This is a genomic window from Aeromonas sp. FDAARGOS 1406, assembly GCF_019048565.1.
GTDB classification, from domain to species: domain Bacteria; phylum Pseudomonadota; class Gammaproteobacteria; order Enterobacterales; family Aeromonadaceae; genus Aeromonas; species Aeromonas caviae.
In genome coordinates, this window is the sequence record NZ_CP077378.1 from 4,511,166 (window position 1) to 4,537,267 (window position 26,102).

Annotated in this window: 22 protein-coding genes; 13 read left to right on the forward strand and 9 right to left on the reverse strand. The window is 63.0% G+C overall.

All coding sequences use genetic code 11. The annotated features are described in order from the left end of the window. Positions 1–124: 124 nt before the first annotated feature. On the reverse strand, positions 125–937 hold the full coding sequence (locus I6L36_RS21205; protein WP_010675153.1) for a pyruvate, water dikinase regulatory protein: 813 nt from the start codon (positions 935–937) through the stop codon (positions 125–127). A gap of 306 nt (positions 938–1,243) precedes the next feature. On the opposite strand from I6L36_RS21205, the gene ppsA reads away from it, so the two are divergent. Together ppsA and modF are read left to right on the forward strand one after the other, a co-directional pair. After that, a complete protein-coding gene (ppsA, locus tag I6L36_RS21210) occupies positions 1,244–3,616 on the forward strand; it encodes a phosphoenolpyruvate synthase (RefSeq protein WP_216986909.1) in 2,373 nt (790 codons plus the stop codon). A 118-nt stretch (positions 3,617–3,734) separates the two neighbouring features. Next, a complete protein-coding gene (modF, locus tag I6L36_RS21215) occupies positions 3,735–5,189 on the forward strand; it encodes a molybdate ABC transporter ATP-binding protein ModF (RefSeq protein WP_210539156.1) in 1,455 nt (484 codons plus the stop codon). A gap of 18 nt (positions 5,190–5,207) precedes the next feature. Here modF and I6L36_RS21220 read toward each other — a convergent pair whose 3' ends face one another. The 3 genes from I6L36_RS21220 to I6L36_RS21230 all read right to left on the reverse strand — a co-directional run bounded on the left by I6L36_RS21220 (position 5,208) and on the right by I6L36_RS21230 (position 6,400). Beyond that, entirely contained in the window at positions 5,208–5,399 is a 192-nt protein-coding gene (locus I6L36_RS21220; RefSeq protein WP_223915819.1) for a hypothetical protein, read from the reverse strand. A gap of 5 nt (positions 5,400–5,404) precedes the next feature. Beyond that, entirely contained in the window at positions 5,405–5,944 is a 540-nt protein-coding gene (locus tag I6L36_RS21225; protein ID WP_109113225.1) for a hydrolase, read from the reverse strand. Positions 5,945–6,013: 69 nt separating this feature from the next. Next, entirely contained in the window at positions 6,014–6,400 is a 387-nt protein-coding gene (locus I6L36_RS21230) for a VOC family protein (RefSeq protein WP_109113224.1), read from the reverse strand. A 338-nt stretch (positions 6,401–6,738) separates the two neighbouring features. Here I6L36_RS21230 and I6L36_RS21235 point away from each other — a divergent pair, with 338 nt between their 5' ends. Continuing rightward, positions 6,739–7,560: a MetQ/NlpA family ABC transporter substrate-binding protein gene (locus I6L36_RS21235; protein ID WP_041214971.1), complete on the forward strand. Its 822-nt coding sequence runs from the start codon at positions 6,739–6,741 to the stop codon at positions 7,558–7,560. A gap of 54 nt (positions 7,561–7,614) precedes the next feature. Here the strand turns inward: I6L36_RS21235 and I6L36_RS21240 are convergent, their stop codons facing one another. Continuing rightward, a complete protein-coding gene (locus I6L36_RS21240; RefSeq protein ID WP_069651435.1) occupies positions 7,615–8,337 on the reverse strand; it encodes a phosphatase PAP2 family protein in 723 nt (240 codons plus the stop codon). Between the two features lie 250 nt (positions 8,338–8,587). On the opposite strand from I6L36_RS21240, the gene I6L36_RS21245 reads away from it, so the two are divergent. The 7 genes from I6L36_RS21245 to dedD all read left to right on the forward strand — a co-directional run bounded on the left by I6L36_RS21245 (position 8,588) and on the right by dedD (position 17,497). Next, positions 8,588–9,709 carry a 4-phosphoerythronate dehydrogenase gene (locus I6L36_RS21245; protein WP_109112907.1) on the forward strand — a complete coding sequence of 374 codons (1,122 nt, stop codon included), beginning with the start codon at positions 8,588–8,590 and terminating at the stop codon, positions 9,707–9,709. A gap of 147 nt (positions 9,710–9,856) precedes the next feature. Beyond that, a complete protein-coding gene (locus I6L36_RS21250; RefSeq protein WP_041214974.1) occupies positions 9,857–10,873 on the forward strand; it encodes an aspartate-semialdehyde dehydrogenase in 1,017 nt (338 codons plus the stop codon). A 293-nt stretch (positions 10,874–11,166) separates the two neighbouring features. Continuing rightward, a complete protein-coding gene (locus I6L36_RS21255) occupies positions 11,167–13,293 on the forward strand; it encodes a FimV/HubP family polar landmark protein (protein ID WP_109112908.1) in 2,127 nt (708 codons plus the stop codon). A gap of 166 nt (positions 13,294–13,459) precedes the next feature. Next, complete coding sequence (gene truA, locus I6L36_RS21260; protein WP_109112909.1) at positions 13,460–14,269, forward strand: tRNA pseudouridine(38-40) synthase TruA; 810 nt, start codon at positions 13,460–13,462, stop codon at positions 14,267–14,269. Positions 14,270–14,388: 119 nt separating this feature from the next. Beyond that, complete coding sequence (accD, locus tag I6L36_RS21265; protein WP_010675139.1) at positions 14,389–15,252, forward strand: acetyl-CoA carboxylase, carboxyltransferase subunit beta; 864 nt, start codon at positions 14,389–14,391, stop codon at positions 15,250–15,252. A gap of 2 nt (positions 15,253–15,254) precedes the next feature. Further along, positions 15,255–16,514: a bifunctional tetrahydrofolate synthase/dihydrofolate synthase gene (gene folC, locus I6L36_RS21270; RefSeq protein ID WP_162540632.1), complete on the forward strand. Its 1,260-nt coding sequence runs from the start codon at positions 15,255–15,257 to the stop codon at positions 16,512–16,514. Positions 16,515–16,693: 179 nt separating this feature from the next. Beyond that, positions 16,694–17,497 (forward strand): cell division protein DedD, encoded by an 804-nt coding sequence (dedD, locus tag I6L36_RS21275; RefSeq protein ID WP_216986910.1) that lies wholly within the window; start codon positions 16,694–16,696, stop codon positions 17,495–17,497. A 105-nt stretch (positions 17,498–17,602) separates the two neighbouring features. Here dedD and I6L36_RS21280 read toward each other — a convergent pair whose 3' ends face one another. The 4 genes from I6L36_RS21280 to I6L36_RS21295 form a co-directional block, all read right to left on the reverse strand. Beyond that, entirely contained in the window at positions 17,603–17,947 is a 345-nt protein-coding gene (locus I6L36_RS21280; RefSeq protein ID WP_102948544.1) for a TusE/DsrC/DsvC family sulfur relay protein, read from the reverse strand. Positions 17,948–18,069: 122 nt separating this feature from the next. Beyond that, the gene (gene yccS / locus I6L36_RS21285; RefSeq protein ID WP_109113023.1) at positions 18,070–20,211 is read right to left on the reverse strand and encodes a YccS family putative transporter; all 2,142 of its coding nucleotides are present in this window, start codon (positions 20,209–20,211) and stop codon (positions 18,070–18,072) included. 264 nt (positions 20,212–20,475) lie between these two features. Next, a complete protein-coding gene (locus I6L36_RS21290) occupies positions 20,476–21,132 on the reverse strand; it encodes a Bax inhibitor-1/YccA family protein (protein WP_216986911.1) in 657 nt (218 codons plus the stop codon). A gap of 163 nt (positions 21,133–21,295) precedes the next feature. After that, entirely contained in the window at positions 21,296–22,234 is a 939-nt protein-coding gene (locus I6L36_RS21295; protein WP_223932020.1) for an AraC family transcriptional regulator, read from the reverse strand. Positions 22,235–22,364: 130 nt separating this feature from the next. Here I6L36_RS21295 and I6L36_RS21300 point away from each other — a divergent pair, with 130 nt between their 5' ends. The 3 genes from I6L36_RS21300 to I6L36_RS22330 all read left to right on the forward strand — a co-directional run bounded on the left by I6L36_RS21300 (position 22,365) and on the right by I6L36_RS22330 (position 26,061). Then, positions 22,365–24,521, forward strand: a complete 2,157-nt coding sequence (locus tag I6L36_RS21300; RefSeq protein WP_244053482.1) for a TonB-dependent siderophore receptor — start codon at positions 22,365–22,367, stop codon at positions 24,519–24,521. A 127-nt stretch (positions 24,522–24,648) separates the two neighbouring features. Further along, on the forward strand, positions 24,649–25,665 hold the full coding sequence (locus I6L36_RS21305; protein ID WP_254203454.1) for an alpha/beta hydrolase: 1,017 nt from the start codon (positions 24,649–24,651) through the stop codon (positions 25,663–25,665). A 192-nt stretch (positions 25,666–25,857) separates the two neighbouring features. After that, entirely contained in the window at positions 25,858–26,061 is a 204-nt protein-coding gene (locus I6L36_RS22330) for a DUF6719 family protein (protein WP_353933824.1), read from the forward strand. The last annotated feature ends 41 nt before the right edge of the window (positions 26,062–26,102 follow it).

Below are 26,102 nucleotides of genomic sequence, written 5' to 3' on the forward strand. Positions count from 1 at the left end.
CTTGCCCCGCGAGTGATGGGATGCCAGCGATGATGCTGGCATCATTTTTTCATCCTGTTTCTCTGTTTCGTTATCTTGCCACTCATCTATTTCATGGTGCGTTGTGCTGTCACAGCCTTGCAGGTTAGCAGAGCTGGCGGCGAAGGCCGGTTGCTTCCAGGATCTTGGCGCTGATCTCCTCGACCGAGTGGGAGCTGGTATCGAGGAAGCGGATCGCCTCCTGGCGGAACAGCCTCTCGACGCTGGCCAGCTCCTGTTTGCATTGATCAAGCGAGGAGTAGCGGCTGTTGGCGCGGCGCTGGTTGCGGATCTCGTGCAGCCGCTGCGGCATGATGGTGAGGCCGAACAATTTGTGGCGATTGGCCTTGAGGGCGGCGGGCAGCTCCAGCGATCCCATGTCCTGCTCGATAAAGGGATAGTTGGCGGCGCGAATGCCAAATTGCAGTGCCAGATAGAGGCTGGTCGGTGTCTTGCCGCAACGGGAGACCCCGATGAGGATGATGTCTGCCTCGTCATACTCCCTGGTGGTGATGCCATCGTCGTTGGCCAGCGCAAAGTTGACCGCTTCGATGCGATCGTCGTACAGCTTGCGGTTTTCCATGCCATGGGTGCGATGCAACCTGGGTTCGGCCTTGATACCGAGCTCCTGTTCGAGAGGGCTCACGAAGGTGTTGAGAAAATCGTGGCTGCTGGCCTGGGCCTTGAGCACCTCTTCACGCACCATGGGGTCGACGATGGTGTGAAACAGGATGGGGCGCACCCCGGTCTGGCGAAACTGCTCGTCAATGCGTGCCCGTACCTGGCGCGCTTTCTCCTGGGTCTCGACAAAGGGGATGGTGACCTGCTCGAAGGCCAGGGGAAACTGGCTCAACACGGCGTGGCCGAAGACTTCGGCGGTGATGGCGGTGCCGTCGGATACATAGAATACGGTGTGCACTGCGGACTCCTGTGGTGCGCTCCAGGGGGCGGCGAGAAATAAGTATCTCTCGAAACCATATCGTTTTTGTCAACAGATCTGCCATGCCCAAGTTGTGAACTCGCTTGCAAACCTGAGTCGTTACCTTTTTGTGTCGCTATTGTAGAATGCCTGTGTCAAACGACCATCCCCAACTCTTGCTCGGGGATTTTTTTGACAATAAATAGAAAACGTTTTCATGGTCGTTGGCAACAGACACTAACAAAAACACACGACTTGGCACAGCAGGTGAATTGTCACCCTGGCCCCCAACCTGGAGACATGCAAATGCAACAGTACGTACTCTGGTACGAACAGCTCGGTATGCAGGACGTTGAACGCGTCGGCGGCAAGAATGCATCCCTTGGCGAGATGATCAGCAACCTCTCGGGGGCCGGCGTGTCCGTGCCGGGCGGGTTTGCGACCACGGCCTTTGCGTTTAACGAGTTTCTGGAGTTAAGCGGCCTCAACGGCAAGATCCATGATCTGCTCGACAGTCTGGATGTGGATGACATCGCCGCCCTCAACCGGGCCGGTCAGCAGATCCGCGACTGGGTGGTGGAAGCGCCCTTCCAGCCCGCTCTGGAGCAGGCGGTGCGTGAGGCCTACGACAAGCTGAGCGCCGGGCTCGAGGCATCCTTTGCAGTGCGCTCCTCTGCCACTGCGGAAGACATGCCGGATGCGTCGTTTGCCGGTCAGCAGGAGACCTTCCTCAACGTGCGCGGTATCGATGCCGTCATGACGGCCATCAAGCATGTGTTTGCCTCTCTGTTCAACGATCGCGCCATCTCCTACCGGGTCCATCAGGGCTATGACCACAAGGGGGTCGCTCTCTCCGCCGGGGTACAGCGCATGGTGCGCTCGGATCTCGCTGCCTCAGGCGTCATGTTTACCCTGGACACCGAATCCGGCTTCAACGACGTGGTCTTCATCACCGGCGCCCAGGGCCTGGGCGAGATGGTGGTGCAGGGGGCCGTCAACCCGGACGAGTTCTATGTGCACAAGCCGACCCTCAAGGCCGGGCGCCCTGCCGTGGTGCGCAAGACGCTGGGCTCCAAGCTCATCAAGATGACCTACTCCGGGGATGCCGGTCATGGCCGTCAGGTGAAGGTGGTCGACACCACCGATGCCGAGCGCAACCGCTTCTGCATCACGGACGAGGAAGTGATGGCCCTGGCAAAGCAGGCCCTCATCATCGAGCAGCATTACGGTCGCCCGATGGACATCGAGTGGGCCAAGGATGGTCAGGATGGCAAGCTCTACATCGTTCAGGCCCGTCCGGAAACCGTGCGTAGCCGCCAGGAAGCCAATACCCTCGAGCGCTTTGCCCTCAAGCAAACCGGCAAGGTGCTGATCGAGGGGCGCGCCATCGGCCACAAGATTGGCGCGGGTCCGGCCCGTGTCATCTCCTCCATCAGCCAGATGGATGAAGTGCAGCCCGGCGATGTGCTGGTCACCGACATGACCGACCCGGACTGGGAGCCCATCATGAAGCGCGCTTCCGCCATCGTCACCAACCGGGGTGGACGCACCTGTCACGCCGCCATCATCGCCCGGGAGCTTGGCATTCCGGCAGTGGTGGGTTGCGGCAACGCCACCGACCACATCCAGGATGGTCAGCTCATCACCGTCTCCTGTGCGGAAGGGGATACCGGCTTCATCTATGACGGCGAGCTCGACTTTGACGTGGCGGTGACCGAGGTGGGCAACATGCCGCGCCTGCCCATCAAGATCATGATGAACGTCGGCAATCCGGACCGCGCCTTCGATTTTGCCCAGTTGCCGAATGCCGGTGTGGGCCTGGCCCGCCTCGAGTTCATCATCAATCGCATGATCGGGGTCCACCCCAAGGCGCTGCTGGAGTTCGATCAGCAGACCCCGGAACTCCAGGCCACCATCACCAGGATGATCGCGGGCTACGAGAGCCCCAGGGAGTTCTACGTAGCCAAGCTGACGGAAGGGATCGCCACCCTGGCGGCCGCCTTCTGGCCTGAGCGGGTCATCGTGCGGATGTCGGACTTCAAGTCCAATGAGTACGCCAACCTGTTGGGGGGCCGTGGTTACGAACCCCATGAAGAGAACCCCATGATCGGTTTCCGTGGTGCGTCGCGCTACATTGCCGACAGTTTCCGCCCCTGCTTCGCCCTCGAGTGCGAGGCGATGAAACGGGTGCGGGATGTCATGGGGCTGACCAACGTCGAGGTGATGATCCCCTTCGTGCGTACCCTGGGTGAGGCGGAGCAGGTGGTGGAGATACTGGCTGAGAACGGCTTGCGCCGTGGCGAGCGCGGCCTGAAAGTCATCATGATGTGCGAGCTGCCTTCCAATGCGCTGCTGGCGGACAAGTTCCTCGAGCACTTCGACGGCTTCTCCATCGGCTCCAATGACATGACCCAGTTGACCCTGGGGCTGGATCGGGACTCCGGGCTCATCGCCCACCTGTTCGACGAGCGAAACGAGGCGGTCAAGGCACTGCTGGCCATGGCCATCGCCGCCGCCCGCAAGGCGGGCAAGTACGTGGGGATCTGCGGCCAGGGGCCGTCCGATCACCCGGACTTCGCCGCCTGGCTGGTCGAGCAGGGGATCGATTCCGTGTCGCTCAACCCCGATACCGTGGTCGACACCTGGCTCTATCTGGCCGAGCAGCACAAGGCCGGCTAAACCCGTCCCCGCTTTTTGATGACACGGCGCCGCAATGGCGCCGTTTTTGTCTGCGCCCCCCTTTTTTTGTTACAAGGGGAATGCGCAAGGCGCTCCGCACCCATCACAGGACGATCCCATGACCTCATTGCAGTGGCAATCCGCCACCCTGGCCCTGCGTGGCCACCACACCCTGGTTATTCCCGAACTCTGTCTCACCCCGCAGGCCTGCTGGGCCTTCGTCGGCAGCAACGGCAGCGGCAAGACGGCGCTGGCGTCGGCCCTGTGCGGCGAGCTGGTCGTGCGTGCCGGAGCGGTATGGGGCCGAGTCCGGGCCGAGCGACTCTCGTTCGAGTCGCAGCAACAGCTGGGGGAGCTGGACTGGCAGCGGCGCAATACCGACATGCTGGGAGAAGAGGAGGAGGCGGGGTATCGGGTATCGACCCTGATGCTGGAGGCGGGGGGCGAGGAGCATGAGGCACGCGCGCTGCTGGCCCGTTTTGGCATTGAATCCCTGTGGGAGCGCCCCTATCGCTACCTCTCGAGCGGGGAGGGGCGCAAGCTGCTGCTGGCCCGGGCCCTGCTGGGGCGACCCGAGCTGCTGGTGCTGGACGAACCCTTCGATGGCCTGGATCAGGGGGCCAGGGCTTCTTTGATGATGTTGCTGGCCGACCTGGTGTCAGAGGGGCTGCGTCTGGTGGTGATCGTCAACCGTTTTGATGAGATCCCCCCCTTTGCCACTCACCTCGGCCTGCTCGGCGAGTGTCGTCTGCTGCTGGCGGGGGAGCGCGAGGCGGTGCTCGGCAGCCAGGAGGTGGCCCAGCTGGCTCGCGCCGAAACCGTATCCCCCCGTTTGCCGCCACCGCTGACGACACCCGAGCCCTTGCCTCCCGGCCCTCGGGTCGTCATGAAAGCCATGCGTATCGCTTACGGGGATCAGGTGATCATCGACGGGCTCGACTGGACCATTGACGAGGGGGAGCACTGGCAACTGGTGGGACCAAACGGCGCTGGCAAGTCGACCCTGCTCTCCCTCATCACCGGAGATCACCCGCAAGGTTACAACAATGAACTCCATCTGTTCGGACGGCGGCGGGGCAGCGGCGAGAGCATCTGGGAGATCAAGCGCCATATCGGGCTCGTGAGCCCGGCGCTGCATCTGGACTATCGTGTCAGCTGCCCGGTGCAGACAGTGATCCTCTCCGGTTTCTACGACTCCATCGGGCTTTATACCCGGCCGGGGGATCGTCAGCTGGCGCTGGCCAACCAGTGGCTGGCCCTGCTGGGGCTGGCCGATCAGGGGGCGCAGCCTTTCCACTCTCTCTCTTTCGGTCAGCAGCGACTGGTGCTGATCGCCCGGGCTCTGGTCAAGCATCCGCCGCTGCTCATCCTGGACGAACCCCTGCAGGGACTGGATCCCCTCAACCGTCACCTGGTGCGGGAGATGGTGGCGCGCCTCGTTGGCGAGGGAACCCAGCTGTTGTTCGTTTCCCATCATGCCGATGATGCGCCCCCCGGTCTGACCCACAGGCTGAGCTTCGTGCCAAGAGAGGGGGGAGGATACGACTATCTGCAGGAGCGTCTGGGGGGCTGAGCCGTCCGGGCGGCATGGTCAGAGAGGGGCTGGTTCGGCGAGGAGCGGCGGCATCCCTAGCAGCGTCCACCACAGTCCGAAGAAGAGCATGATCCCCAGCCAGAGCCAGGCCAGATAGTGACGGGTGGCCGCCATCCCCGTCACCGTCACCATGAGTGCCGCCCCGAAGGCGATGAGGGCGAACAGAAAGGGCGCCATATTGTCCATCATGGCGGTCATTTCACCAGGGAGAGGATCTTGCGAAATGCCGGATGGCGGCAATCCCCCATCAGCTCATAGAGGCACATCTCCACCGAGGTGAGGGCGGCGCCCCGGGCCGCCAGCTGAGCGATGGCGAGATCCCGGTTGGCAAGGGTGCGGGACGACACCGCATCCACCACCAGCGAGACCCCGGCACCGCTGGCGAGAAGCCCCAGCACGCTCTGGTAGACGCAGATATGGGTCTCGATGCCACATACCAGCCAATGCTCTACCCCGCTTTCGGCCAACGCGGCCGCCACCGTCGGCTCACCCAGGGCGCCGAAGCTGTATTTGGGCAGCACAAGATCGCCTGCCTGCAGCGACTGCAATTCGGGCACGGTGGCACCGAGCTTGTCCGGGTTCTGCTCCAGCCAGACAACCGGCAGCCCCAGCACCCTGGCCCCTTGCACCAGCCTGGCGGTATTGGCAATCAGGGTGTCGCTCTCCTCGACCAGACGGGCCAGTTTGCCCTGGATATCGACGACCAGCAGGCCGGTGGTGTTTTGCTCAAGCATGAATGTCTCCTTGTCTGTGGCGGACTGCCTCGCCTGAAGGCTTTCGTTGGCTGACTGAGTGGCGCTGCTTCACTCGCTTGCCGTGTCTGGGCATTCAAGGTAGGTCATCGCCTCGATGTTGTTGCCATCGGGATCGCGCAGGAAGGCGGCGTAGTAATTGGGGGCATAGTGGGAACGCAGTCCCGGCAGCCCATTGCAGGCAAAACCTGCCTTGATCCCCGCGTGATGGAACGCATCCACCTGTGTCGTGTCGTCGGCCCTGAATGCGAGATGGCAGGAGGCGCCCTGCTGCCCCCGCTCAATCAGAAAGCCCACGTGATCGCGGCCCATCAGGCCAAAACCGGCCGCCGCCTCATCAGACCATTTGAGTTCTATCAAAAGAGGAGCCAGTACGGTGGCGTAGAAGTGCTGACAGGAGTCAAAACGCACCACCTTGATTTCAACATGATCGAACACGGTGACTCCTTGTGTTGTCTGGGTGTAGAGCAGCCCATCAGGCCCTCATGGGAACCGTTGAAATGGGTATCGAATGACCACAATAAGCCAGTTTGACGCCAGGCAGGGAGAGGGCAAGGCGCATAACTGCGCGCTCCGTCAAAGATTTTTCATCCAGTTGCGGGATGCGCTTTGCTTCGTGCTGGCCAAGCTTGCCCGGTTTTGTTGCTTGGCGAAGGCTACGAGCTCTGTTATGGTGTGCTAAATTAGCCGTTTGGATGGCTAGATGGTTGTGTGGTGGCTGCATGTTCGCCCCCGACCGTTCACCGTTTTGATGATCATGTTGACAGGGAGTTTTTATGCAACGTCGTTCCTTCTTCACCCTTTCCGCCCTGGCGCTGCTCGCCAGCAGCCTGCCGCTGTCCGCCTTTGCCATCGATGAGGCGAAGAAAGAGATCGTCATCGGCACCACGGTTGGCGACTTTGCCGACATGGTGACCGACTCTATCAAGCCGCAGCTCGAAGCCAAGGGCTACAAGGTCAAGCTGGTGGAGTTCACCGACTACGTGACCCCCAACATCGCCCTGGCGGACGGGTCGCTTGACGTCAACTGCTTCCAGCACAAGCCCTATCTGGAGAGCTTCGCCAAAGACCGGGGTCTCTCTCTGGCGCCCATCACCCAGGTACCGACCGGTCCCATGGGGCTCTACGCCGGCAAGCTGGGGGATCTGAAGGCGGTGAAAGAGGGAAGCACGGTCGCCATCCCGAACGATCCCACCAACCAGGCCCGAGCACTGCTGATGTTGCAGGATCTGGGCTGGCTGAGCCTCAAGGAGGGGATCAATCCTCTCAAGGCGAGCGAGTTCGACGTGGTGAAGAACCCCCACAACCTCAAGCTGGTGCTGCTGGAGGCGGCGCAGCTGCCGCGCTCCCGTGAGGATGTGGACTTCTCCGTCATCAACGGCAACTTTGCCGCCTCAAGCGGGATCCCGTTCAGCTCCGGCCTCTTCCTCGAGCGCAGCTATGACTTCATCAACTGGGTGGTGGTAAAGAGCGCCGATGCGGGCAAGCCGTTCGCCAAGGATGTGGCGGCCGCCTACAACTCCCCCGAATTCAAGGCTTATGCCGCCAAGCGCTTCGTCGGCTACAAGTATCCCGAGGGCTGGCAGCAGAAGGGGTGAGTGGCGTACAAGCGATAAAAAACGGGCACCCAGGTGCCCGTTTTTTATTGGACGTCAGTAGTGGCGCAACCACCAGCGGGCGGCCAGGAGGGCGGTGAGGCTGCCAAGCAGGGCGCTTGCCAGCACATCCAGGGGCCAGTGCATGCCGATAAGGGTGCGCGAGAGGCCAATCCCGATGGCCCAGAGCGGCAGCAGCCAGGCCCCGGCGGGTGCCCGGGCCAGCCAGATCAGGCCGAAGAACTGGGCGAGGCTCATGGCGGCGATGCTGTGACCGGAGGGAAAGGCATAGTTGACCTCTGCCTGCCAGTGCTGGCCGAGCCAGGCGGGCAGCGCCAGCAACTGGGTCGCGGCGTGGACCTGTTCGCTGCGAAGGGCCTGGCTTCCCCCATAGAACTGGCGGATGGCGGGGATCAGCTCCTGGCTCTCCAGCCAGATGAGGTAGGGCCTGGGCTCCTCGGTCAGCAGCTTGATGAGGCTCTTGATGACCCAGTCGCTCGCCAGCACGGCAAAGAGGGCGCCAGCCAGCGCCAGCAGGGCGCGACTGTCCAGCGTCAGCTTGTGTCTTGTGAGCAGCAGCAGGGCGGCGATGGTGAAGACCAGCCCCGGCAAGTCCACCATGCGGGTGAGGGCGTAGGGCCACCATAGCCAGCCCGATTGCAGGGCCTGGGTCATGAACGGCTGCCAGGGCAGGCAGACGAGCAATAGCAGGGGAAGGAGCAGGAGGGCATTGAAATGAAGCACCTTGCGGCGTGGCAACGAAGAGGAGTGAGTCGGCATCAAGGGGTCCGGTTCGGTGGCGCGAGCGGCTAAAAAGAGGCGTCATTGTGCCAGTCAGGTTGCTCTGGTCAAGGCGAAGGGGGCGAGGGCAACAGGCTGTTACATATGATGCTGCCGGGCATCGTGCCCGCACCTGAGGCCGGGAGGCGAAAAGATGGCCGCAGAGCGGTCTGCCAACAAGCCTCTGAAAATCCGTCGCGTTTGGGCTAGAATGGCGCGCCTGTGGCCCTTGTGGACGAGATGCGTGCCGATGAAGATTGTCGTTGATGAAAATATGCCCCATGCGGTGGAGCTGTTTGCGGAATTTGGTGAAGTGGTTCCCCTGCCGGGACGAGAAATAAAGGCCGCGGATCTGCAAGAGGCGGATGTGCTGCTGGTGCGCTCCGTGACCCGGGTCAACGAAGCGCTCCTGGCGAGTTGCCCCAGGCTGGGGTTTGTCGGTACGGCCACCATCGGCACGGATCACATCGATCAGGGGCTGCTGGCGGCGCGGGGCATCCCCTTCTTCAGCGCCCCCGGCTGCAACAAGGTGTCGGTGGGGGACTACGTGCTCTCCGCCCTGCTGGTTCTGGCGGAACGCCATGAGCTGACCTTGAGCGAGATGAGCCTCGCCGTCATCGGCGCCGGCAACACCGGCGAGAGCGTGGCCGGCAAGGCCGAGGCGCTCGGGATGAAGGTGCTGCGCTGCGACCCGCCCCTGGCCCGTAGCGGCGCCGCTGGCGACTTCGTGGATTTCCGCACTGCCCTGGATGCCGACATCGTCAGCTTCCATGTCCCCTATCTTCGTGAAGGGGATGAGGCCACCTTCCACCTACTGGGAGCCGAGGAGATCGCCGAGCGTCCGGCCGGGCAGATCCTCATCAACGCCTCCCGCGGCGAGGTGTGGGACAACCGTGCCCTGCTTGTCCGCCAGCAGGGGCCCCATCCCCTGCGACTGGTGATGGACGTGTGGGAAGGAGAGCCGGAGCCTCTCAAGGAACTGGTGCCCCATACCGAGCTGGCCACCCCGCACATCGCCGGTTACAGCCTGGAAGGCAAGGCCCGTGGCACCTGGATGCTCTATGAGGCGCTGTGCCGGCAACTGGGGCGCACCCCGCGCCAGGATCTGCAATCCCTGCTGCCTGCCCCAGAGGTGCGCGAGCTGACGCCGGGGCAGCCGGCGGATCAGGCGCTCATCAAGCAGCTTGTCCACCTTGTTTATGACGTGCGCCGTGACGACGCCCGTTTTCGCAACCGGATCGGGCTGCCCGGCAGCTTCGATGAGCAGCGCAAGCGCTACCCCGAGCGGCGCGAATTGGGCGCCTTGCAACTGAAAGGGCCCTTCGCCGACGACAGACTGGCCCGACTGGGCTTTGCCGTCTCGAAGCAATAAACCCGATTTCAACAAGGGGAGGGGCTTGCCCAGGCGGCGCTTCCCCCCGGCCCGGCATCATGGCGGGCCTGTCATCAAACCGATACGCGTGCCAGCCGGGGCCCTCATGCCCGGCCCCGACGGGCCGCATCACAGGAGAACAGATCAGTGAGTCAGCAATTCAACGTAGCGGTATTGGGTGCCAGCGGCGCCGTGGGTCAGGCCATGATCGAGATCCTGGAGGAGCGCGCCTTCCCGGTAGCGACCCTCTATCCGCTCGCCTCCAGTCGCAGCGCTGGGGACACGGTGCGTTTTGGCGGCAAGAACGTCGACATCCTTGATGTGGAGGCCTTTGACTGGAGCCAGGTGGAGATCGCACTCTTCTCCGCCGGTGCCGAGGTCTCGGCCAAATGGGCGCCCATCGCCGCCGAGCACGGCTGCATCGTCATCGACAACACCTCCTGCTTCCGCTACGACGAGGACATTCCCCTGGTCATTCCGGAAGTGAATCCGGACGCCCTGGCCGATTTTCGCAACCGCAACATCATCGCCAACCCCAACTGCTCCACCATCCAGATGCTGGTGGCCCTCAAGCCCCTGCACGATGAGGTAGGCATCAGTCGCATCAACGTGGCGACCTACCAGTCCGTTTCCGGCTCCGGCAAGGAAGGGGTGAGCGAGCTGGCGGGCCAGACCGCCCACCTGCTCAACGGCCGCCCGGTGGAGCCGACCCTCTATCCGCAGCAGATCGCCTTCAACCTGATCCCGCAGATCGATGCTTTCACCGACAACGGCTACACCCGGGAAGAGATGAAGATGGTGTGGGAGACCCAGAAGATCCTGGGGGATGCCAGCATCGCCGTGAACCCCACCTGCGTGCGGGTGCCGGTCTTCTACGGTCACGCCGAGGCGGTCCATGTGGAGTTGCACCAGCCGCTGGACGCCGAGCAGGTCAAGGAGCTGCTGCGCAATGCCCCGGGGGTGACCCTGTTTGATGATGAAGGGGACTACCCGACCCCGGTGCGCGATGCCACCGGCCAGGATGATGTGATGGTCGGGCGGGTGCGCCAGGATATTTCTCATCCGAGTGGTATCAATATGTGGATCGTGGCCGATAACGTTCGTAAGGGCGCGGCGACCAACAGCGTGCAGATTGCCGAACTGCTGGTACGCGATTACCTCTGAGGCCGGATGTCGGCCCCGGGCGGGGAGGGAACCCCGCCTTGATGTGGGCGCCCTGGCCCCGGTATGTGACCGGGAACCCACTCTCCGGTTTTTGGAATACCGTGTGATATCAGTGGACTAGGTTTTTTTCTACACTCTGGTTCGCGTCTGGGGCTGCTTTCTGGCCGTCGCCGGGCGCGAAATATGTCGGATCGCTGGCTTGAGACCGGCGCCTGATTTATATTGAGCCGATTGTTTTGGGGTAACTATCCAGATTTTTCAATGTGATAGGGCCGTCATACGAAGGAACGAATATGGGACATTCCCGCATAACGCTGGCAACGCTACTCGCATTGGGGCTTCTGGGCACGGTTCAGGCCGAAGAGGGGGCGCGAGAACCCTTCTTTGTCGAACTCAAGGGACCGGATGGCTCACCGCCCCCCGCGGTGCAACCAGAGCCCCGGGCCCAGCCCGTGGCGCCCGTCACCCTGCCCAGAGCCCAGCCCATCGTGCGTCAGGTGCCTGCTGCATCGGCTGGCAGTTATGGTCCCGTGCGTCCCACCGATACCCTCTGGAGTCTGGCGAGCAAGCATCGCCCGTCCAACCGGGTAAGCGTCTACCAGACCATGGTGGCCATCTATGACAAGAACCCCCGAAGCTTCGCAGACGGCAACATCAACCATATTCTGGTGGGTTCCCACATCCTGCTGCCCACCGCCGCAGAGGCGGGGCGCATCACGGATGCCGAAGCACGCCGTCGCTTCAACAGCGACAACGCGAGCTGGAAGGGGCTGAGCCCCAAATACCTGGCCAACAAGCAATCCCACGTCGCCCAGCCGGTGGTGAGCAAGCCTGCTCCGGCCAAGCCGGCTGTGGTGGCCAAGAATACACCGCCCAAGGCGGCGCCGATCCCGGCGGCTCCCAAGGCAACGGCTCCAGCCCCCGAGGTGAAGGAGACCGCCAAGGCGGCTGTCTCCACCCCCGTGGTGGTGAGCGCTGCTGCGAGCAGCGCCGCCAGCACGGCGCCGGCGCCCCTGCCCGCCACTGCGGTGGGCAAACCCTCTACCGAGATGGCGCTGGCCCTGGAAGATGCCAACGCCCAGCTCGGCCAGGTCACCGAGATGAACCACAGGCTCAAGCTGCGCCTGCAAGCCCTGACCGAAGAGGTGGAGACCCTCAAGGCCCAGTTGCAGGATCAAACCGCCCTGCAAAAAGAGGTGGCGGAACTCAAGGCCAATCCGACGCCTCCCGTGGTGGCGCCGGTGCCCAAACAGAGCTGGCTGATGGAGCTGCTCTCTTCGCCGCTCAATCTCGCCATGATCATCCTGCTGCCGGTACTCTTGGTGCTTGCCCTGGTCACGCTCTGGCTGCGTGCTCGTGCCCGCCGCGAGCTGGAAGAGCAGGAGAAGAGCCTCTCCGAGTCGACCTCCATGGTCATGGGAGACGAGAACAGCGAGTTTGATCAGTTGATGACGGTGGGCATCGCGGATGACGAGCCCCTCCATGGCATGCCGGATCTCAACGAGCCGGAAGTGAGCAGGAAGCAAGATGGCGCCAGTGCTGCCGCCGATGTCATCTTCCGGGATGACGAGACGGCGCTCTCCGCTTTTGATGTGGAGCCTGCGGTGACGACGGCGAACCGGGATCCGGATCTGGTGCCCGAGCTGGATCTGGCCCACGAGGGGGACTTCGATCTGCCCGTGGTGCCGGAACTCGATCTCTCCGACGAGCCCACCTCCTCTGCTCGTGGTCATGACGAGATCATGACCGAGGAGGAGCTGCAGGCCGCTCTGTTTGCCGAGCTGGACGCGGATCTGGAAGCGGATCTGGCCCAGGCCCAGGAGGAGAGCCGCAGCCAGCGTGACGAGACACTGGCTAACTTCGATCTGAGCGATCTAGAGACCGGGTTTGGCGAGCCGACCGACGATGAGCTTGCCGCCAAGGCGCCGCACATCGACGAGACGGGGTTTGGCAAGGACGATGTGGACGACATGCTGGCCGAGCTCGGGCTGGAGCCCACCAAGCCGACGGCGTCCGAGTGGGATCCCAGCGAGCTGGCCCTGGCGGACTTCGAGGATGCCTTCGCCGAGGTGGAGTCCCATCAGGGGGAGGTGAAACCCCGCGAACAGGTGCAAGACAGCGACTTCGTTGAAATCGACAAGCTGCTGGCCGATGCCGATGCCAGCAGCACGGAGCAGGAACCCTATCAGGGCTTCTCCCTGGATGTGGGGCTGGACGGTTTCCCCGAGGTGCTGCCGGAGTCCAACGGCTTTGATGTGGATGCCGATGACGGCGGGGTGGGGGCCAAGCTGGATCTGGCCCGGGCTTACCTCGAGATCGACGACAAGGAGAGCGCCCGCGAGCTGCTGGAAGAGGCGGTGGCCCAGGGCAGCGAGCACCAGCGAAGCGAGGCGCAGAAGCTGCTCAAACGCCTGGGCTAGGCAGGCCCTTGTCATCCATGCACCAGAGAGGGCAGCCCACGGGCTGCCCTCTCTCTTTGGGGGCCACGCACCGCGGCCTCGCCCGGTCTGGGACTTTTGAGCCCGAGCGCGTATAATCCGCCCCGTTTCTTTCACTGCATCCTTTCATCAGAAGACACCGTTACCCATGCGAATTGCCCTTGGTATTGAATATGACGGCAGCCGGTACTTCGGCTGGCAGCGCCAGCGCGAAGTGATCAGCGTTCAGGAGGAGCTGGAAAAAGCCCTCAGCCGCATCGCCAACCACCCCGTCTCCATCCAGTGCGCAGGGCGCACCGATGCCGGTGTCCACGCCACCGGCCAGGTGATCCACTTCGATACCGATGTGAACCGCGCCGAAGGGGCCTGGACCCTGGGCCTCAACTCCAACCTGCCGCCGGACATCGCCGTGCGCTGGGTCAAGCAGGTGGACGAGGGGTTTCATGCCCGCTTCAGCGCCACCGCCCGTCGCTACCGCTACGTCATCTACAACCACAACTACCGGCCGGCCATCCTCGGCAGTGGCGTCAGTCACTACCACGAAACCATCGATGCCGATCTGATGCACCAGGCGGGCCAGAGCCTGCTCGGGGAGCACGACTTCAGCACCTTCCGGGCCGTCGCCTGCCAGTCCAACACCCCGTGGCGCAATGTGACGCACCTCTGTGTCAGCCGCTCCGGCCCCTACATCGTGCTCGACATCAAGGCCAATGCCTTCCTGCACCACATGGTGCGCAACATCACCGGCTCCCTGCTGCTGGTGGGGCAGGGGCTCCAGCCGGTGGAGTGGATTGCCGAGGTGCTGGCTGCCCGGGATCGCAACCTGGCGGGCCCGACTGCCAAGGCGGGGGGGCTCTATCTGGTGGACGTGGATTACCCGGCGGAGCTGGGGTTGCCGCGGATGCCGCTGGGGCCGTTGTGGCTGCCGGACTCGGCACCGGGTACGACCAGTTTTTAGTAACTGGCCCCGAAAATTTGTGGTTTAATGATCCGTCGTTTATTGCCATCGAGCTATTAAGTCATTGAACAATCTAGGCTCGATGCGTTTTGTCAGGCACAAAAGCATTAAGGAATTCCATGAGCTGGCTTGAGAAGATCCTTCCCAAGAGCAAGATCACCACACCGCGTCGTCACAACATTCCGGAAGGGGTGTGGACCAAGTGTACTGCTTGCGAACAGGTGCTCTACCGGGCAGAGCTGGAGCGCAATCTCGAAGTGTGCCCCAAGTGTGACCATCATATGCGCATCAGCGCACGTGCCCGTCTCGAGAGCTTCCTCGACGCCGAGGGACGCAGCGAAGTCGCGGCCGAGCTGGAGCCGCAAGACATCCTGAAATTCAAGGATTCCAAGCGCTACAAGGATCGTTTGTCTGCCGCCCAGAAAGAGACGGGCGAGAAGGATGCGCTGGTGGTGATGAAGGGGACCCTTAAGGGGGTACCGGTCGTCGCCTGTTCATTCGAGTTCTCCTTCATCGGGGGCTCCATGTCCTCTGTGGTCGGTGCCCGCTTCGTGCGTGCCGTCGAGGAGAGCATCAAGGAGGGCCGCGGCCTGGTCTGCTTCTCCACCTCCGGTGGTGCGCGGATGCAGGAAGCCCTGTTCTCCCTGATGCAGATGGCGAAGACCAGTGCGGCCCTAGATCGCCTCACCAAGGCGGGTCTGCCCTTCATCTCCGTGCTGACCGACCCCACCATGGGTGGCGTCTCCGCGAGTCTGGCCATGCTGGGTGACATCAACGTAGGCGAACCCAAGGCGCTGATCGGCTTTGCCGGCCCCCGCGTCATCGAGCAGACCGTGCGCGAGAAACTGCCGGAAGGCTTCCAGCGCTCCGAGTTCCTGCTGGAGAAGGGTGCCATCGATCTCATCATCGACAGGCGCGAAATGCGCAACCGTCTGGCCGGTCTGCTGGCCAAGCTGATGAACACTCAGGTCATCGAAGACTGAAGATGAGTTCACACATGCAACAATCCCAAAGCCGGTCGCTGGTCGACTGGCTTTCTTATTTGGAGCAGATCCACCCGGCCAACATCGACATGGGGCTGGAGCGGGTCGGCACGGTTGCCCGCCGCATGGGCCTCACCGAACTGCCGTTCAAGGTGATCACGGTGGCGGGCACCAACGGCAAGGGCTCCTCCTGCGCCATGGCGGCCAGCATCCTGATGGCCGCTGGCTACCGGGTCGGTGTTTACTCCTCACCCCATCTGCTGCGCTTTACCGAACGGGTGCGCGTCAATGGCCAGGAGCTGGCCGATGGCGATCACTGCGCGGCCTTTGCCGAGGTGGAAGCCGCCCGGGGCGACATCGCCCTCACCTTCTTCGAGTTCGCCACCCTGGCGGGTCTGTGGCTGTTTCGTCGCGCCGCGCCCGATGTGCTCTTGCTGGAAGTGGGGCTGGGGGGGCGGCTCGACGCCACCAATGTGGTGGAATCGGACGTCGCCCTGATCACCTCCATTGCCCTGGATCACTGCGACTGGCTCGGGGATACCCGGGAGGCGGTGGCAGTGGAGAAGGCTGGCGTCTATCGCAAAGGTAAACCCGCCATCAGCGGGGAGCCCAATCCGCCGTCGACCATTGCAAGCGAAGCGGCGCGCCTCGGCGCCTGCCTGCGTCAGGTCGGCATCGATTTTCGTGGTGACGAGCATGAAGGTGACTGGGATTATCACGGCCTGCACCACTGGTCGGGATTGCCCAAACCGGCCCTGCCGCTGATGAATGCGGTCACCGTGCTGGCGGCCCTGGAGTCCCTCGGTCTGCCATTGGCGGAGTCCGCCATCCGCGACGGCCTGGCCAATGCCCGCCTTGCTGGCCGGATGCAGCAGTTGCAAACCTCGCCGCTGGTCATCGTCGACGTGGCCCACAATCCCCACTCTGCCGCCTATCTCGCCAGCCAGTTGCGCCAGCTCCCCGGCAAGGGCAAGCGCCGCGCCGTGGTTGGCATGCTCAAGGACAAGGACATGGCGGGGTCGCTGGCCGAGCTTGACGGTCTGATTGACGAGTGGTTCCTGGCAAGCCTCCACGGCCCGCGCGCGGCCACGGCCGACCAGTTGGCGACGGCCCTTGGCAGCGGCCGGGGCGCGGCGCTCACCTTTGCCTGCGTGGGGGATGCCTACGGCGCCGCCTTGGCCGCATCGAGTCCTGACGATATGGTCATTGTGTTCGGCTCGTTTTACACTGTCGCCGACGTGCTGGCTCTGGGCTCGGTCTGAGCCGTTCGCTCCCCTGGCTCCGTCAACGTGACGACGGGCCGGGTTTTGCACTGGATAATCCCCTTTCAGGCCAAGTGGGTGGCGAGGGACCCGGCTTCGCCAGCCGGCGTGAGGGGAGGCGTTCTTTGCGAAGTGTGCAAGATTGCAATGGATCCTAAGTAACATGGGTGGAAATTAACTTGGCTTCGAAGTTTCAAAACAGATTGGTGGGGACCGTCATCCTGGTCGCCCTGGTGGTCATCTTTCTGCCGGACCTGATGGACGGCAACAAGCTGGAGCAAAAGGACGAGGCCTTGGCCAAGATCCCCCTGCGTCCGGAGCTCGAGCCCGCCAAGCCTGCGCTTCAGGTCTCGGCGGCGAGCACCCTGCCGGCCGAGCATCTGGCGAGTCAGCAGCAGGCCTCTGCCGCGACCCAGTGGCAGGTAGAGGAGATTGGCGATACCGTGACCCTGGCCAATCAGGGGGGAGCCAATCCAGCGGGAGCCAGTCAGGCTCCCATCACCCAGCAGCAGCCGGTACAGGCCGTGGCGCAGCCCAAGCCCCAGCCCAAACCCGAGCCCAAGCCGGAAGTGATCGCCAAGAAACCGGTGGAGCAGCCCAAACCCAAGCCGGTGCCAACCAAGCCGGTAGAGGTGCAAAAACCGGTGGAGGCCAAGCCACAGGCGGGCCAGATCAAGACCATGGATGATCTCATCGCGAGCAAGATGGCCCAGCCGACTACGGCACCGGCAGCAGCCCCGGCTCAGGGGAGCTGGATCCTGCAGCTTGGCGCCTTCAAGAATGCAGACAGCGTCAATGCCCTGGTGAGCAAGCTGAGGGCGGCGGGCTACTCTGCCCAGACGTCGCCGAGAACCCCGGTGCAGGGGCAGATCAACCGGGTCTTCATCGGGCCGGATGTCTCCAAGGCCAAGTTGCAGGGCATGCAGAGCCGGATCAGCCAGATGACGGGCTTGAGCGGCTCCGTGGTAGCCTACAACCCCTGACAGGACGATGAAATGAAAAGACCGCGCCTCATGGCAACATGGGCACGGTCTTTTTTTGTGTCCAACACGGGGGAGGCTGTGTGGCTATCGGGCTGCCGAGGAGGCCTAGATGCACTTCACCGGCTTGGGGAGGCCTGCGATCTTGGTGGCCTGCTTGGCGGGGCCTTCCGGGAACAACTTGTAGAGGTAGCGGCTGTTGCCCTTCTCCGGGCCGTACTGCTTTTCCATCGCCTTGACCAGGGCGCGGATGGCGGGGGAGGTGTTGAACTCCAGATAGAAGGCCCGCACGAAACGCACCACTTCCCAGTGGGGATCCTCCAGCACTATCCCCTCTTTCTCGGCCAGCGCCAGGGCCAGCGCCTCACTCCATTGCTCGCTGTGGCGCAGATAGCCCTGGGCATCGGTCTCGATGAGTTGGCCGTTGAACTGCAAATGGTGTGGCTCGGACATGACGCTTCCTCGAAAAGGCTATCTCAATGGGGCGGGCATGGTAGCGCCTTGCGTCCCGTCCGGCAACCGGGGCAGCGCTTGGCACCTGCCTCGGGCGGGATCGGCCCGGCGGCTATGTCCGGCTAGGTCCGGCCCTGACCTGTCAGCAACTGGCCGTCGTTGGCCAGCACCAACAGCTCGTCTGCCAACTGGCTGATGAGGGAGAGCTGCTGGCTCAGCATCAGCTGCTCCTCGCTGCTCTCCGGAGCGATGGCCGGACAGGCTCCCGCGAGCGGCGTCGGCATCTGCCCCGCCAGGTGACCGGCGGCCTGCTCCAGGGTCTGGCTGATGTGGCGGCTTATCTCCTCCAGCCCCTCGATGGGCTCGAGTTTGTCGCGATGGGCCCCGAGCGCCGAGATATAGGAGAGCAGGGCATGGTTGCGCCAGGTGAGAGTGAAGCAGAGATCCAGGAAGCGGCGGCGCTTGCTCGGCTCCACCAGCATGCTCTGCCAGGCCATGGCCAGCTCGCTGTCGGCGAGGTGGGCACACTTGCGGGCCACCCGGTAGTCCAGGGATTCATCCCGTTGGCGATGCAGGCTGGCGAGTACCGCCGTGAGGTACTTCGCATTGGCGGACAGGGAGTTGGCGATAAGGGTTGGCAACCGCTTGTATTGCCAGTCGGGCCAGAGCCAGGCCACCAGGGCGTAGCAGAGCAGGCAGCCGAGCAGGGTATCGAGCAAGCGGGGTCCGAGGATGGCGAAGCCGATGCCATCCAGCAGGTTGAACGCCATCAGCACGTAGAGGGTGATGAAGCAGACGGCGGCGCTGTAGTTGCTGCGTACCTGGGTGAAAAACAGGAAGGCGGCAAGCCCCATGATCCCCAGTTGCAGGTGCAGCTCGGGGAAGAACCAGAGCACGGGCACGCCGATGAGGATACCGGCAAAGGTGCCGAGCATCCGCTGCACCAGACGACGGCGGGTGGCGCTGTAGCTCGGCTGGCAGACGAACAATACGGTGAGCAGGATCCAGTACCCCTTGTCCAGGTGAAACGCCTGCAGAATGCCATAGCCCACGACCAGCCCGAGGGCGAGCCGCAGGGCATGGCGAAACACCATGGAGTTCGGGGTCAGGTGCTGCCTGAGCAATGCCAGCAAGGGCAGGGCGACCGGCCGTGCCAGGGGAGGCAGGCTGGTGGGCGGCGCGGCGGGGTTTTGCAGCTCTTCGGCGCTTTGCAGCAACTGGTTGATGCTGGCCAGGTTGCGACGCAGGAACTTCATCGGTGTCAGCAGGGTCTTGGGGTAGTGCTGCTTGAGGTGGGTGAACTCCAGCTGATCGCCGAGGGCCTCCAGGGTCCAGTGAATGCGTTTGTGGTGGGTGTAGGGCTTGTGCACCAGGATGGCGTAGCCAAGCTGCTGACAGGCGTCGGCAAGCTGTGACAGCACCTCCTGGAAGCCGTCGAGGACGATGCCCTGCTTGAGCTCCGCTTCCAGCTTGCTGTAGGGGTAGTGGCTGGAGGTGGCCCGCTCCTGGATCTCCAGGGCAAGCAGGTAGAGGCGCAGCAGGCCCGCGAGCTCGGGGGCAACCCCGTGGCGGCCGGGGGCATGAAGACGGGCATTGAGCGCCGTCTTGGCCTGGTTCAGGGCATTGACCAGGTTGATGTTGAGCTGGGCCAGATTGTGGCGGATGGCCTGGGCGCCGTGTTCGTCGGCCGGGAAGAAGCGGGATTTCTCCTGCAAGTAGCGGGCGAGGGCGAAGTAGCTCTGGGCCAGTTGCTCGTGCAGGGTCTTGTAGGGCAGCAGCCAGAGCCAGACCAGGGACACCAGGCCGTACCAGAGGGCCCCGGCGCACAGGGCCAGCGGCTGATAGAAGAGATCCGGCGCCTTGGCGGCCCCCAGCATGGTGTAGATGGCAATCAGCAGGGAACCAAAGCTGATGGTGGCGTAGCGCTGGCCGAGGGCACCCACCATGACGAAGATAAAGGTGGAGCCCGCGAGCCCGATGGCAAAGAGCCAGGGGGTGGGGAAGAGATACTGCACGCACAATGAGGCGAACAGGAAGCAGAGCAGGGTCATGGCGAGGTTCTTGACCCGGCCCCAGAGGCTGTCGTCGGTCTCGGCGATGGCGCCGGCCACCACCCCGAGGGAGAGCAGCACGGTGAGCTGGATGTCACCGGTTGCCAGCGCGAAGGCGAGCAGCCCCGCGATGGCGAGCAGGACCTTGAGGGCGAAATAGATGTGGCTGTCTGTCAGCAGCCGGCGCAGCAGGCCGGAGAAATCCATCGGCATGCTAGGCACCCCCCTTGAACGAGGTGAAATCGATGTGGCTGTCGGTCAGCAGACGGCGCAATAAACCTGAGAAGTCCATGGGCATGGGATGAAGGCAACCCTTGAGCGAAACGAAAGCGACAGCATAACCCGTCGGCAACGAAACGGCCCTGATTTGGATCAGGGCCACTTCGCTTCATATCCTTGATTTGCAACTTATCCTGACAGAAATGGGCGCCAATAAAAACCCCGCCGAAGCGGGGTCTTGTGCATATCAAGCATCCATCAGTTGCGGTTGCCGCCAAGCAGGCTCAGCAGGCTCAGGAAGATGTTGTAGATGGAGACATACAGGGTGACGGTGGCAGAGATGTAGTTGGTCTCGCCGCCGCGCACGATCTGCTGGGTGGTCAGCAGGATGGCGCCGGAGGAGAAGAGCATGAACATGGCGGACAGGGCCAGGCTCAGGGCGCTCATCTGCAGGAAGATATTGGCAACCATGGCTACCAGCAGTACCCAGAACCCGACGAACAGCATGCCGCCGAGGAAGGAGAGATCCCGCTTGGTGGTCAGGGCATAGGCAGACAGGCCGAAAAAGGTGAGCGCAGTACCGCCCAGCGCCGTCATCACGATCTCGCCGCCGCCGTTGTTCATGTACATGTTGATGATGGGGCCGAGGCTATAGCCCAGCAGGCCGGTCAGGGCGAAGGTGAACACCAGCCCCATGCCGTTGTCACGGTTCTTATCGGTCAGGAACATCAGGCCGTAGACACCGATGAGGAACACGGCCCAGTGCAGGGGCGGCATGTTCATGACGGTTGCTACCCCGGCTACCACGGCTGAGAAGCCAAGAGTGAGGGAGAGCAGCATGTAGGTGTTGCGCAGCACCTTGTTGGTGTCGCGCACGGCACCCTGGGTGCCAGTGTAGATAGAACGGGTATCCATCTTGATGTCCTCTTGATTTCCGGGGTGAAGCGACCAGTTGTGCTTCGTTAACGCATTGTATGCACTGAATGTGTGGATGACGAGCGCTGATTTCAAGCGCCACCCCACCTGCGTGGTCCCTACTATCCCAGAGCAAAGATGTATTGCGCATGAACAAGGAGGCTCAAGGCGTTGCAGAGGGCGCCTGTTCCTGCTCTTTACCCTGTCTGGCGATCCGCGTCGGCGAGAAGCCGAACTGCTTTCTAAACGCCGTGATGAAATTGGCCACATGGTCATAGCCGGCGTGGGCGGCGGCGCCTTGCAGAGAGAGGCTGCGCGCCTCCAGCCTGGCCCGCGCTTCTTGCAGCTTTCGCTGGCGAAGGTAGCGCTGCAGGCTCATGCCCAGCTCTTTTTTTGCGGCTCGCTGCAAGGTGGAGACGCTCATGCCGAGGGTGGCCGCGATCTCGGTCAGGGTCATCTCGTCCACTTTTTCATCCCTGAGCAGCATCTTGAGGCGCGTCGGTTGCTCGTTCTGGCGCTGGCAACAGGGGGAGGCGGCCTGCTGGAGGTTGGTCATCAGGCTCTCCCAGACACTGAGGGCAAAGGCCTTGCGCATCAGCATCTCGGAGGCGTTCTGGCTGCTGGTGAGATTGAGCGCTTCCGCAATCTGTCCAAGGGCAGCGGGCAGGGTCCAGTCGACGCGGCTCAGATGGCGGCTGAAGGTCTGTGTGAAAGCCTTGCGATGCGCCTGTGCCAGGTTGTGGGCGAGCCAGGTGTGGTCCAGGGAGAGGACGATGCTGCGGCTGCGCACCTGGGCTTTGGCCGCCCCCTGCACGATGTCGGGCTCGGTATAGAGGATGGCGGTTGCCACTATGGGGTCGGACTCGTGGAAGCGACACCCCTTGAGCCTGTGAGTGGCGCCATAGGTCATCAGGGCCCGGCTCTCGAGGGGAATGGCGATGATCAACTGCGGCGGCAACTCCCGCTCGGTGGCGAAGTCTGCCTTGTGAACGATGTCCTTGTTGTGAAAGCGAAGACCCTCCTGGATCACCAGGTTCTCCACCCTGCCGGTGAAGCGCCCCCGTTGGCGTGCGCTGGTGTCCCTTGCCACTGTGTCAGTCATGTGCAATTTGACCATGTCGAAGAGTGAAATGACCACACCGCAAAACTGCGGCGGAAGATGGAGTGATATATTAGCCCCCAGAAAATCAAATGAAAATGATTATCATCTCTATCTTGGGGTCACTCTTACTATGGTTGTCTTGAAGGATAAAGCGCGAAGCCTGCTGGCTCTGGCCATCTCTGCCGCTCTGGCCGTCACCGTTGCCGCCCCAGCAGGGGCACACACACCGGACATCAAGCCGGACGAAACCCTGGTCGTCTATGGCAATCCACTCTACGGGATGTCGCCGTCGGAGGAGACGGGAGGCTATGGGGTCGACTCGGCCACCGTCGGCACCAAGACGCCGGCGGCCCTCAAAGACATCCCCCAGTCGATCACCGTGTTGACCAACGACTACATCGAGGAGCGCAACTTCGTGGCGGTGGACGATCTGGCCAAGTTCACGCCGGGTCTGCGCACCCTGGTCAATGACAGCGGTCGCTCCTCCATCTTCTCCCGTGGCTATGAGTACGACGAAGTGAACCTCAACGGCCTGCCATCGCCCATGCAGAGCAAGTACGGCACCCTGCCGTCGCTGGCGGCGGTGGATCGGGTGGAGATCATGCGGGGCCCCTCCGGCCTCTTCAACAGCACCAGCGAGCTGGGGGGCGTGATCAACATGGTGCTCAAGCGTCCGACCGACGCCTTCAAGGGCTCGGTCACGGCGCGCTATGGCAGCTGGGACAGGCATTACCTGGAGGCGGACATGGGGGGCGCACTCAACGACGAGGGTTCCCTGCGCGGTCGCGTCGTGGTGGCCAACGCCGACATCAAGAACCAGGTGGACTACAACAACAATGACAACGGTACCTACTACGGCACCCTGGAGTTCGATCTCTCGGATCGCACCCGCCTCTCCGTCTACGCCCTGCACCAGACCAAGGACATCCTGCCCACCAACGGCCTGCCGGCGTACAAGGACGGCTCCCTGCTCGACATCGGCCGCAGCACCTACCTGGGGTCGGCTGAAGACTTCTTCGACGCCGACACCACGGATGTGGGGGCCTCGCTGCAACACGCCTTTGCCAACGGCGGGGTGGGTCAGGTCTCGGCCCGCTACATGGATCACGACATGCGGCTGGAGCAGACCTTCACCAACGGCCCCGTGGACGTGGCGGGCAACACCGGGCTGATGTTCAACGGCCAGGGGAACCAGCAGAAGAACATGGCCTTCGATGCCAACTACAGCCAGATGTTCGATCTGTTGGGGCACAAGAGCGAGTTTGTGCTGGGCTCCGACTACAAGCGCTACGAGTCGGACATCCAGACCTACACCAACCGCAACCTCGGCAAGATCAATGTGTTCGATTTCGACCCGATCCGGGTCGCCAAGCCGGACTACAGCTACACCAAGAATGACCATGAGGAGCAGTCGGAGCTCGGTCTGTATGGCAAGGTGACCTGGCGGCTGATGGAGCCGCTCTCGGTGATCACCGGGGCCCGCGTTTCTTGGTACGATCTGGATGCCGTCAGCACGACCCTGAGTTCTGGAGCCCAGAGCGGCGAGTCCAGTGCGTTCAACGGCAAGCTCACCCCCTACGCGGGGGCCGTCTATGACCTGAGCGACGAACACGCCTGGTATGCCAGCTACTCCAAGGTGTTCAAGCCCCAGACCAGCCAGGACGAGAGCGGCAACTTGCTCAAGCCCCGGGAGGGCAGCCAGTGGGAAACCGGCATCAAGTCCTCGCTGCGTGACGGCCTGCTCAACACCCGGGCGACCCTCTTCCTGATGAAGGACGACAATATCGCGGCCCAGGCCTACGACGATCAGGGCATTGCCATCACCAACACCTACTGGGCGACCGGCAAGGTGGAGACGCAAGGGGTGGAGCTGGAGGCGAGCGGCTATCTCAGCCAGAACTGGATGGTGATGGCCGGCTATACCTTCACCGACATCGAGGAGAAGGCCGGGGATCACAACCCGAAATTCGACACCATCCCCCGTCACGCCCTCTCACTCTGGACCGACTACCACTTGGCCGACTGGGTGCAGGGGCTGCACCTCGGGGCCGGGATGACGGCGGTGAGCGACTACGGCTTCAACCAGAAGGGGGTCGAGACCCATCAGGGGGGCTATGCCCTGTTCGATGCGGCGGTGCGTTACGAGATCAACGACAGGATGCAGGCGACCCTGAACCTCTACAACCTGCTCGACCGGGAGTACTTCTACCGGGTCGGCTCCACCAGCACCTTCAACATGTACGGCGAGCCGGCGAACCTGATGGCAGGCTTCACCTACAAGCTGTAACGGCCGACGACAGCAGGGCCTGCGGGCCCTGTTGTCGTCTCTGTGCGCCACCCTACGGGGGATCCCCAAGGCTGGCGACACAATCCTGGTTCATCCAATAACAAGACTCATCACCCTGCTGCTCACCATGATCACACTCTCTTCTGCCCAGGCAGACATGCTCCACTACGCCCAGCGCTTCACCCACCATTCGGCCCTGCTGGGGGAGACGCGGCAATACAGCGTCTCCCTGCCCCAGGAATATGAACGCGAGCCAGGGGCTCGGTTCCCCGTGCTCTATCTGCTCGACGGGGAGAAGAGTCTGCTGGAGGTTGTCGGCATCACCCGGGCCCTGCGGGCCGGGCTCAATCCGGCTATCCCCCCCCTCATCATCGTCGCGGTGCACAACACCGACCGGATGCGGGATTACACCCCGAGCCACACCATGACCTTGCCCAATGGGGCACCGGCGGGGCCCGGCTATGCCGTGACGGGGGGCGGGCCCCGGTTCTTGCGCTATCTGGGCGAGGAGCTGCGTCCCCTCATCGAGGAGAGGTTTCGGACCCAGGCGCCGGCCCTGCTGGTGGGTCACTCCCTCGGCGGCCTGCTGGCGCTCGATGCACAGGCGCAAGACGGCGGCCAGTTCCAGGGGGTGATCGCCATCGACGCCAGCCTCTGGTTCGATTACCCCCGCAATTACGAGCGCATCGCGTCGGAGTTGACCGGGCCGCTCAGGCACGCCTCCTCGCTGTTCATGGCGGTGGCCAACAACCCCTTCACCCCGGGATTCGGGCGCTCGGCGCTTCACCGGGATCGCCTGCAGCAGTTTGCGCGGCGGGTAGTGGGGGCACCCGGCGCAAACCTGCACGTCACCAGCCGCTACTTCGAGGAGGAGGATCATCACAGCGTCTATCACCCCGCCGTCTATCAGGGACTCCAGTGGCTGTTTCAGGGCTACAGGCTGGATCTGGCGCCCGGGCACTTCAGCCGACAGGCGGTGATCGCCCGCTTTGATGCCCTGAACCGCCACCTCGGCAGCGCACTGCGCCCGGAGCTGGGGAGTCTGCGGGACATCAAGGAGAAGGCCGCGCGCTGGCCGCAGATGGCGATCCCCGTGGACGAGGCCGATGCCCTGCTGGCCCACTACTACGGGTCGAAGCCGTGAACGCCGATATTTTTGCCTGTGTCTGGAATCGTCACAACGGCGCCGGAGACGGGTGTCGGTCCGGCGCCATCCCTGGGTAGACTGCCGAAACGAGGGGCGCCGGGTCGGTGCCCCGACAGAGGCAGGGAGTGAGCGATGGCGGTTGCAGGAAAGAGGGGAGGCATGCTGGCTCTGTGGTGCGGCGCACTCCTGATGTCGGGGTGCAGTGGGTTTGCGCCTGCGCCCATTCCCGTCACCTATCTGAGTCAGGATCCACCCCCAGGCAGGCTGCCCCTTGGGGAGACCGCCTATGTGGATGACGGTCGCTGCCCACCAGGGCAGGTCAAGCGGCTCATCGGCGGGGACGCGAAGCACAATGTGCCAAGAAAGGTGGAGTGTGTGGCAAGACCGCAATGATGATGTGATTTTCACAGCCTGAAACATCCAAAAAAGAGCCC

What these genes read in the sequence shown, in the direction of transcription:
- ppsA (WP_216986909.1), top strand. Translation starts at nt 1,244, where the DNA reads ATGCAACAGTACGTACTCTGGTACGAACAGCTCGGTATGCAGGACGTT.
- modF (WP_210539156.1), top strand. Translation starts at nt 3,735, where the DNA reads ATGACCTCATTGCAGTGGCAATCCGCCACCCTGGCCCTGCGTGGCCAC.
- I6L36_RS21220 (WP_223915819.1), bottom strand. Translation starts at nt 5,399, where the DNA reads ATGATGGACAATATGGCGCCCTTTCTGTTCGCCCTCATCGCCTTCGGG.
- I6L36_RS21225 (WP_109113225.1), bottom strand. Translation starts at nt 5,944, where the DNA reads ATGCTTGAGCAAAACACCACCGGCCTGCTGGTCGTCGATATCCAGGGC.
- I6L36_RS21235 (WP_041214971.1), top strand. Translation starts at nt 6,739, where the DNA reads ATGCAACGTCGTTCCTTCTTCACCCTTTCCGCCCTGGCGCTGCTCGCC.
- I6L36_RS21240 (WP_069651435.1), bottom strand. Translation starts at nt 8,337, where the DNA reads ATGCCGACTCACTCCTCTTCGTTGCCACGCCGCAAGGTGCTTCATTTC.
- I6L36_RS21245 (WP_109112907.1), top strand. Translation starts at nt 8,588, where the DNA reads ATGAAGATTGTCGTTGATGAAAATATGCCCCATGCGGTGGAGCTGTTT.
- I6L36_RS21255 (WP_109112908.1), top strand. Translation starts at nt 11,167, where the DNA reads ATGGGACATTCCCGCATAACGCTGGCAACGCTACTCGCATTGGGGCTT.
- truA (WP_109112909.1), top strand. Translation starts at nt 13,460, where the DNA reads ATGCGAATTGCCCTTGGTATTGAATATGACGGCAGCCGGTACTTCGGC.
- accD (WP_010675139.1), top strand. Translation starts at nt 14,389, where the DNA reads ATGAGCTGGCTTGAGAAGATCCTTCCCAAGAGCAAGATCACCACACCG.
- folC (WP_162540632.1), top strand. Translation starts at nt 15,255, where the DNA reads ATGAGTTCACACATGCAACAATCCCAAAGCCGGTCGCTGGTCGACTGG.
- I6L36_RS21280 (WP_102948544.1), bottom strand. Translation starts at nt 17,947, where the DNA reads ATGTCCGAGCCACACCATTTGCAGTTCAACGGCCAACTCATCGAGACC.
- yccS (WP_109113023.1), bottom strand. Translation starts at nt 20,211, where the DNA reads ATGCCGATGGATTTCTCCGGCCTGCTGCGCCGGCTGCTGACAGACAGC.
- I6L36_RS21290 (WP_216986911.1), bottom strand. Translation starts at nt 21,132, where the DNA reads ATGGATACCCGTTCTATCTACACTGGCACCCAGGGTGCCGTGCGCGAC.
- I6L36_RS21295 (WP_223932020.1), bottom strand. Translation starts at nt 22,234, where the DNA reads ATGACTGACACAGTGGCAAGGGACACCAGCGCACGCCAACGGGGGCGC.
- I6L36_RS21300 (WP_244053482.1), top strand. Translation starts at nt 22,365, where the DNA reads ATGGTTGTCTTGAAGGATAAAGCGCGAAGCCTGCTGGCTCTGGCCATC.
- I6L36_RS21305 (WP_254203454.1), top strand. Translation starts at nt 24,649, where the DNA reads ATGATCACACTCTCTTCTGCCCAGGCAGACATGCTCCACTACGCCCAG.
- I6L36_RS22330 (WP_353933824.1), top strand. Translation starts at nt 25,858, where the DNA reads ATGTCGGGGTGCAGTGGGTTTGCGCCTGCGCCCATTCCCGTCACCTAT.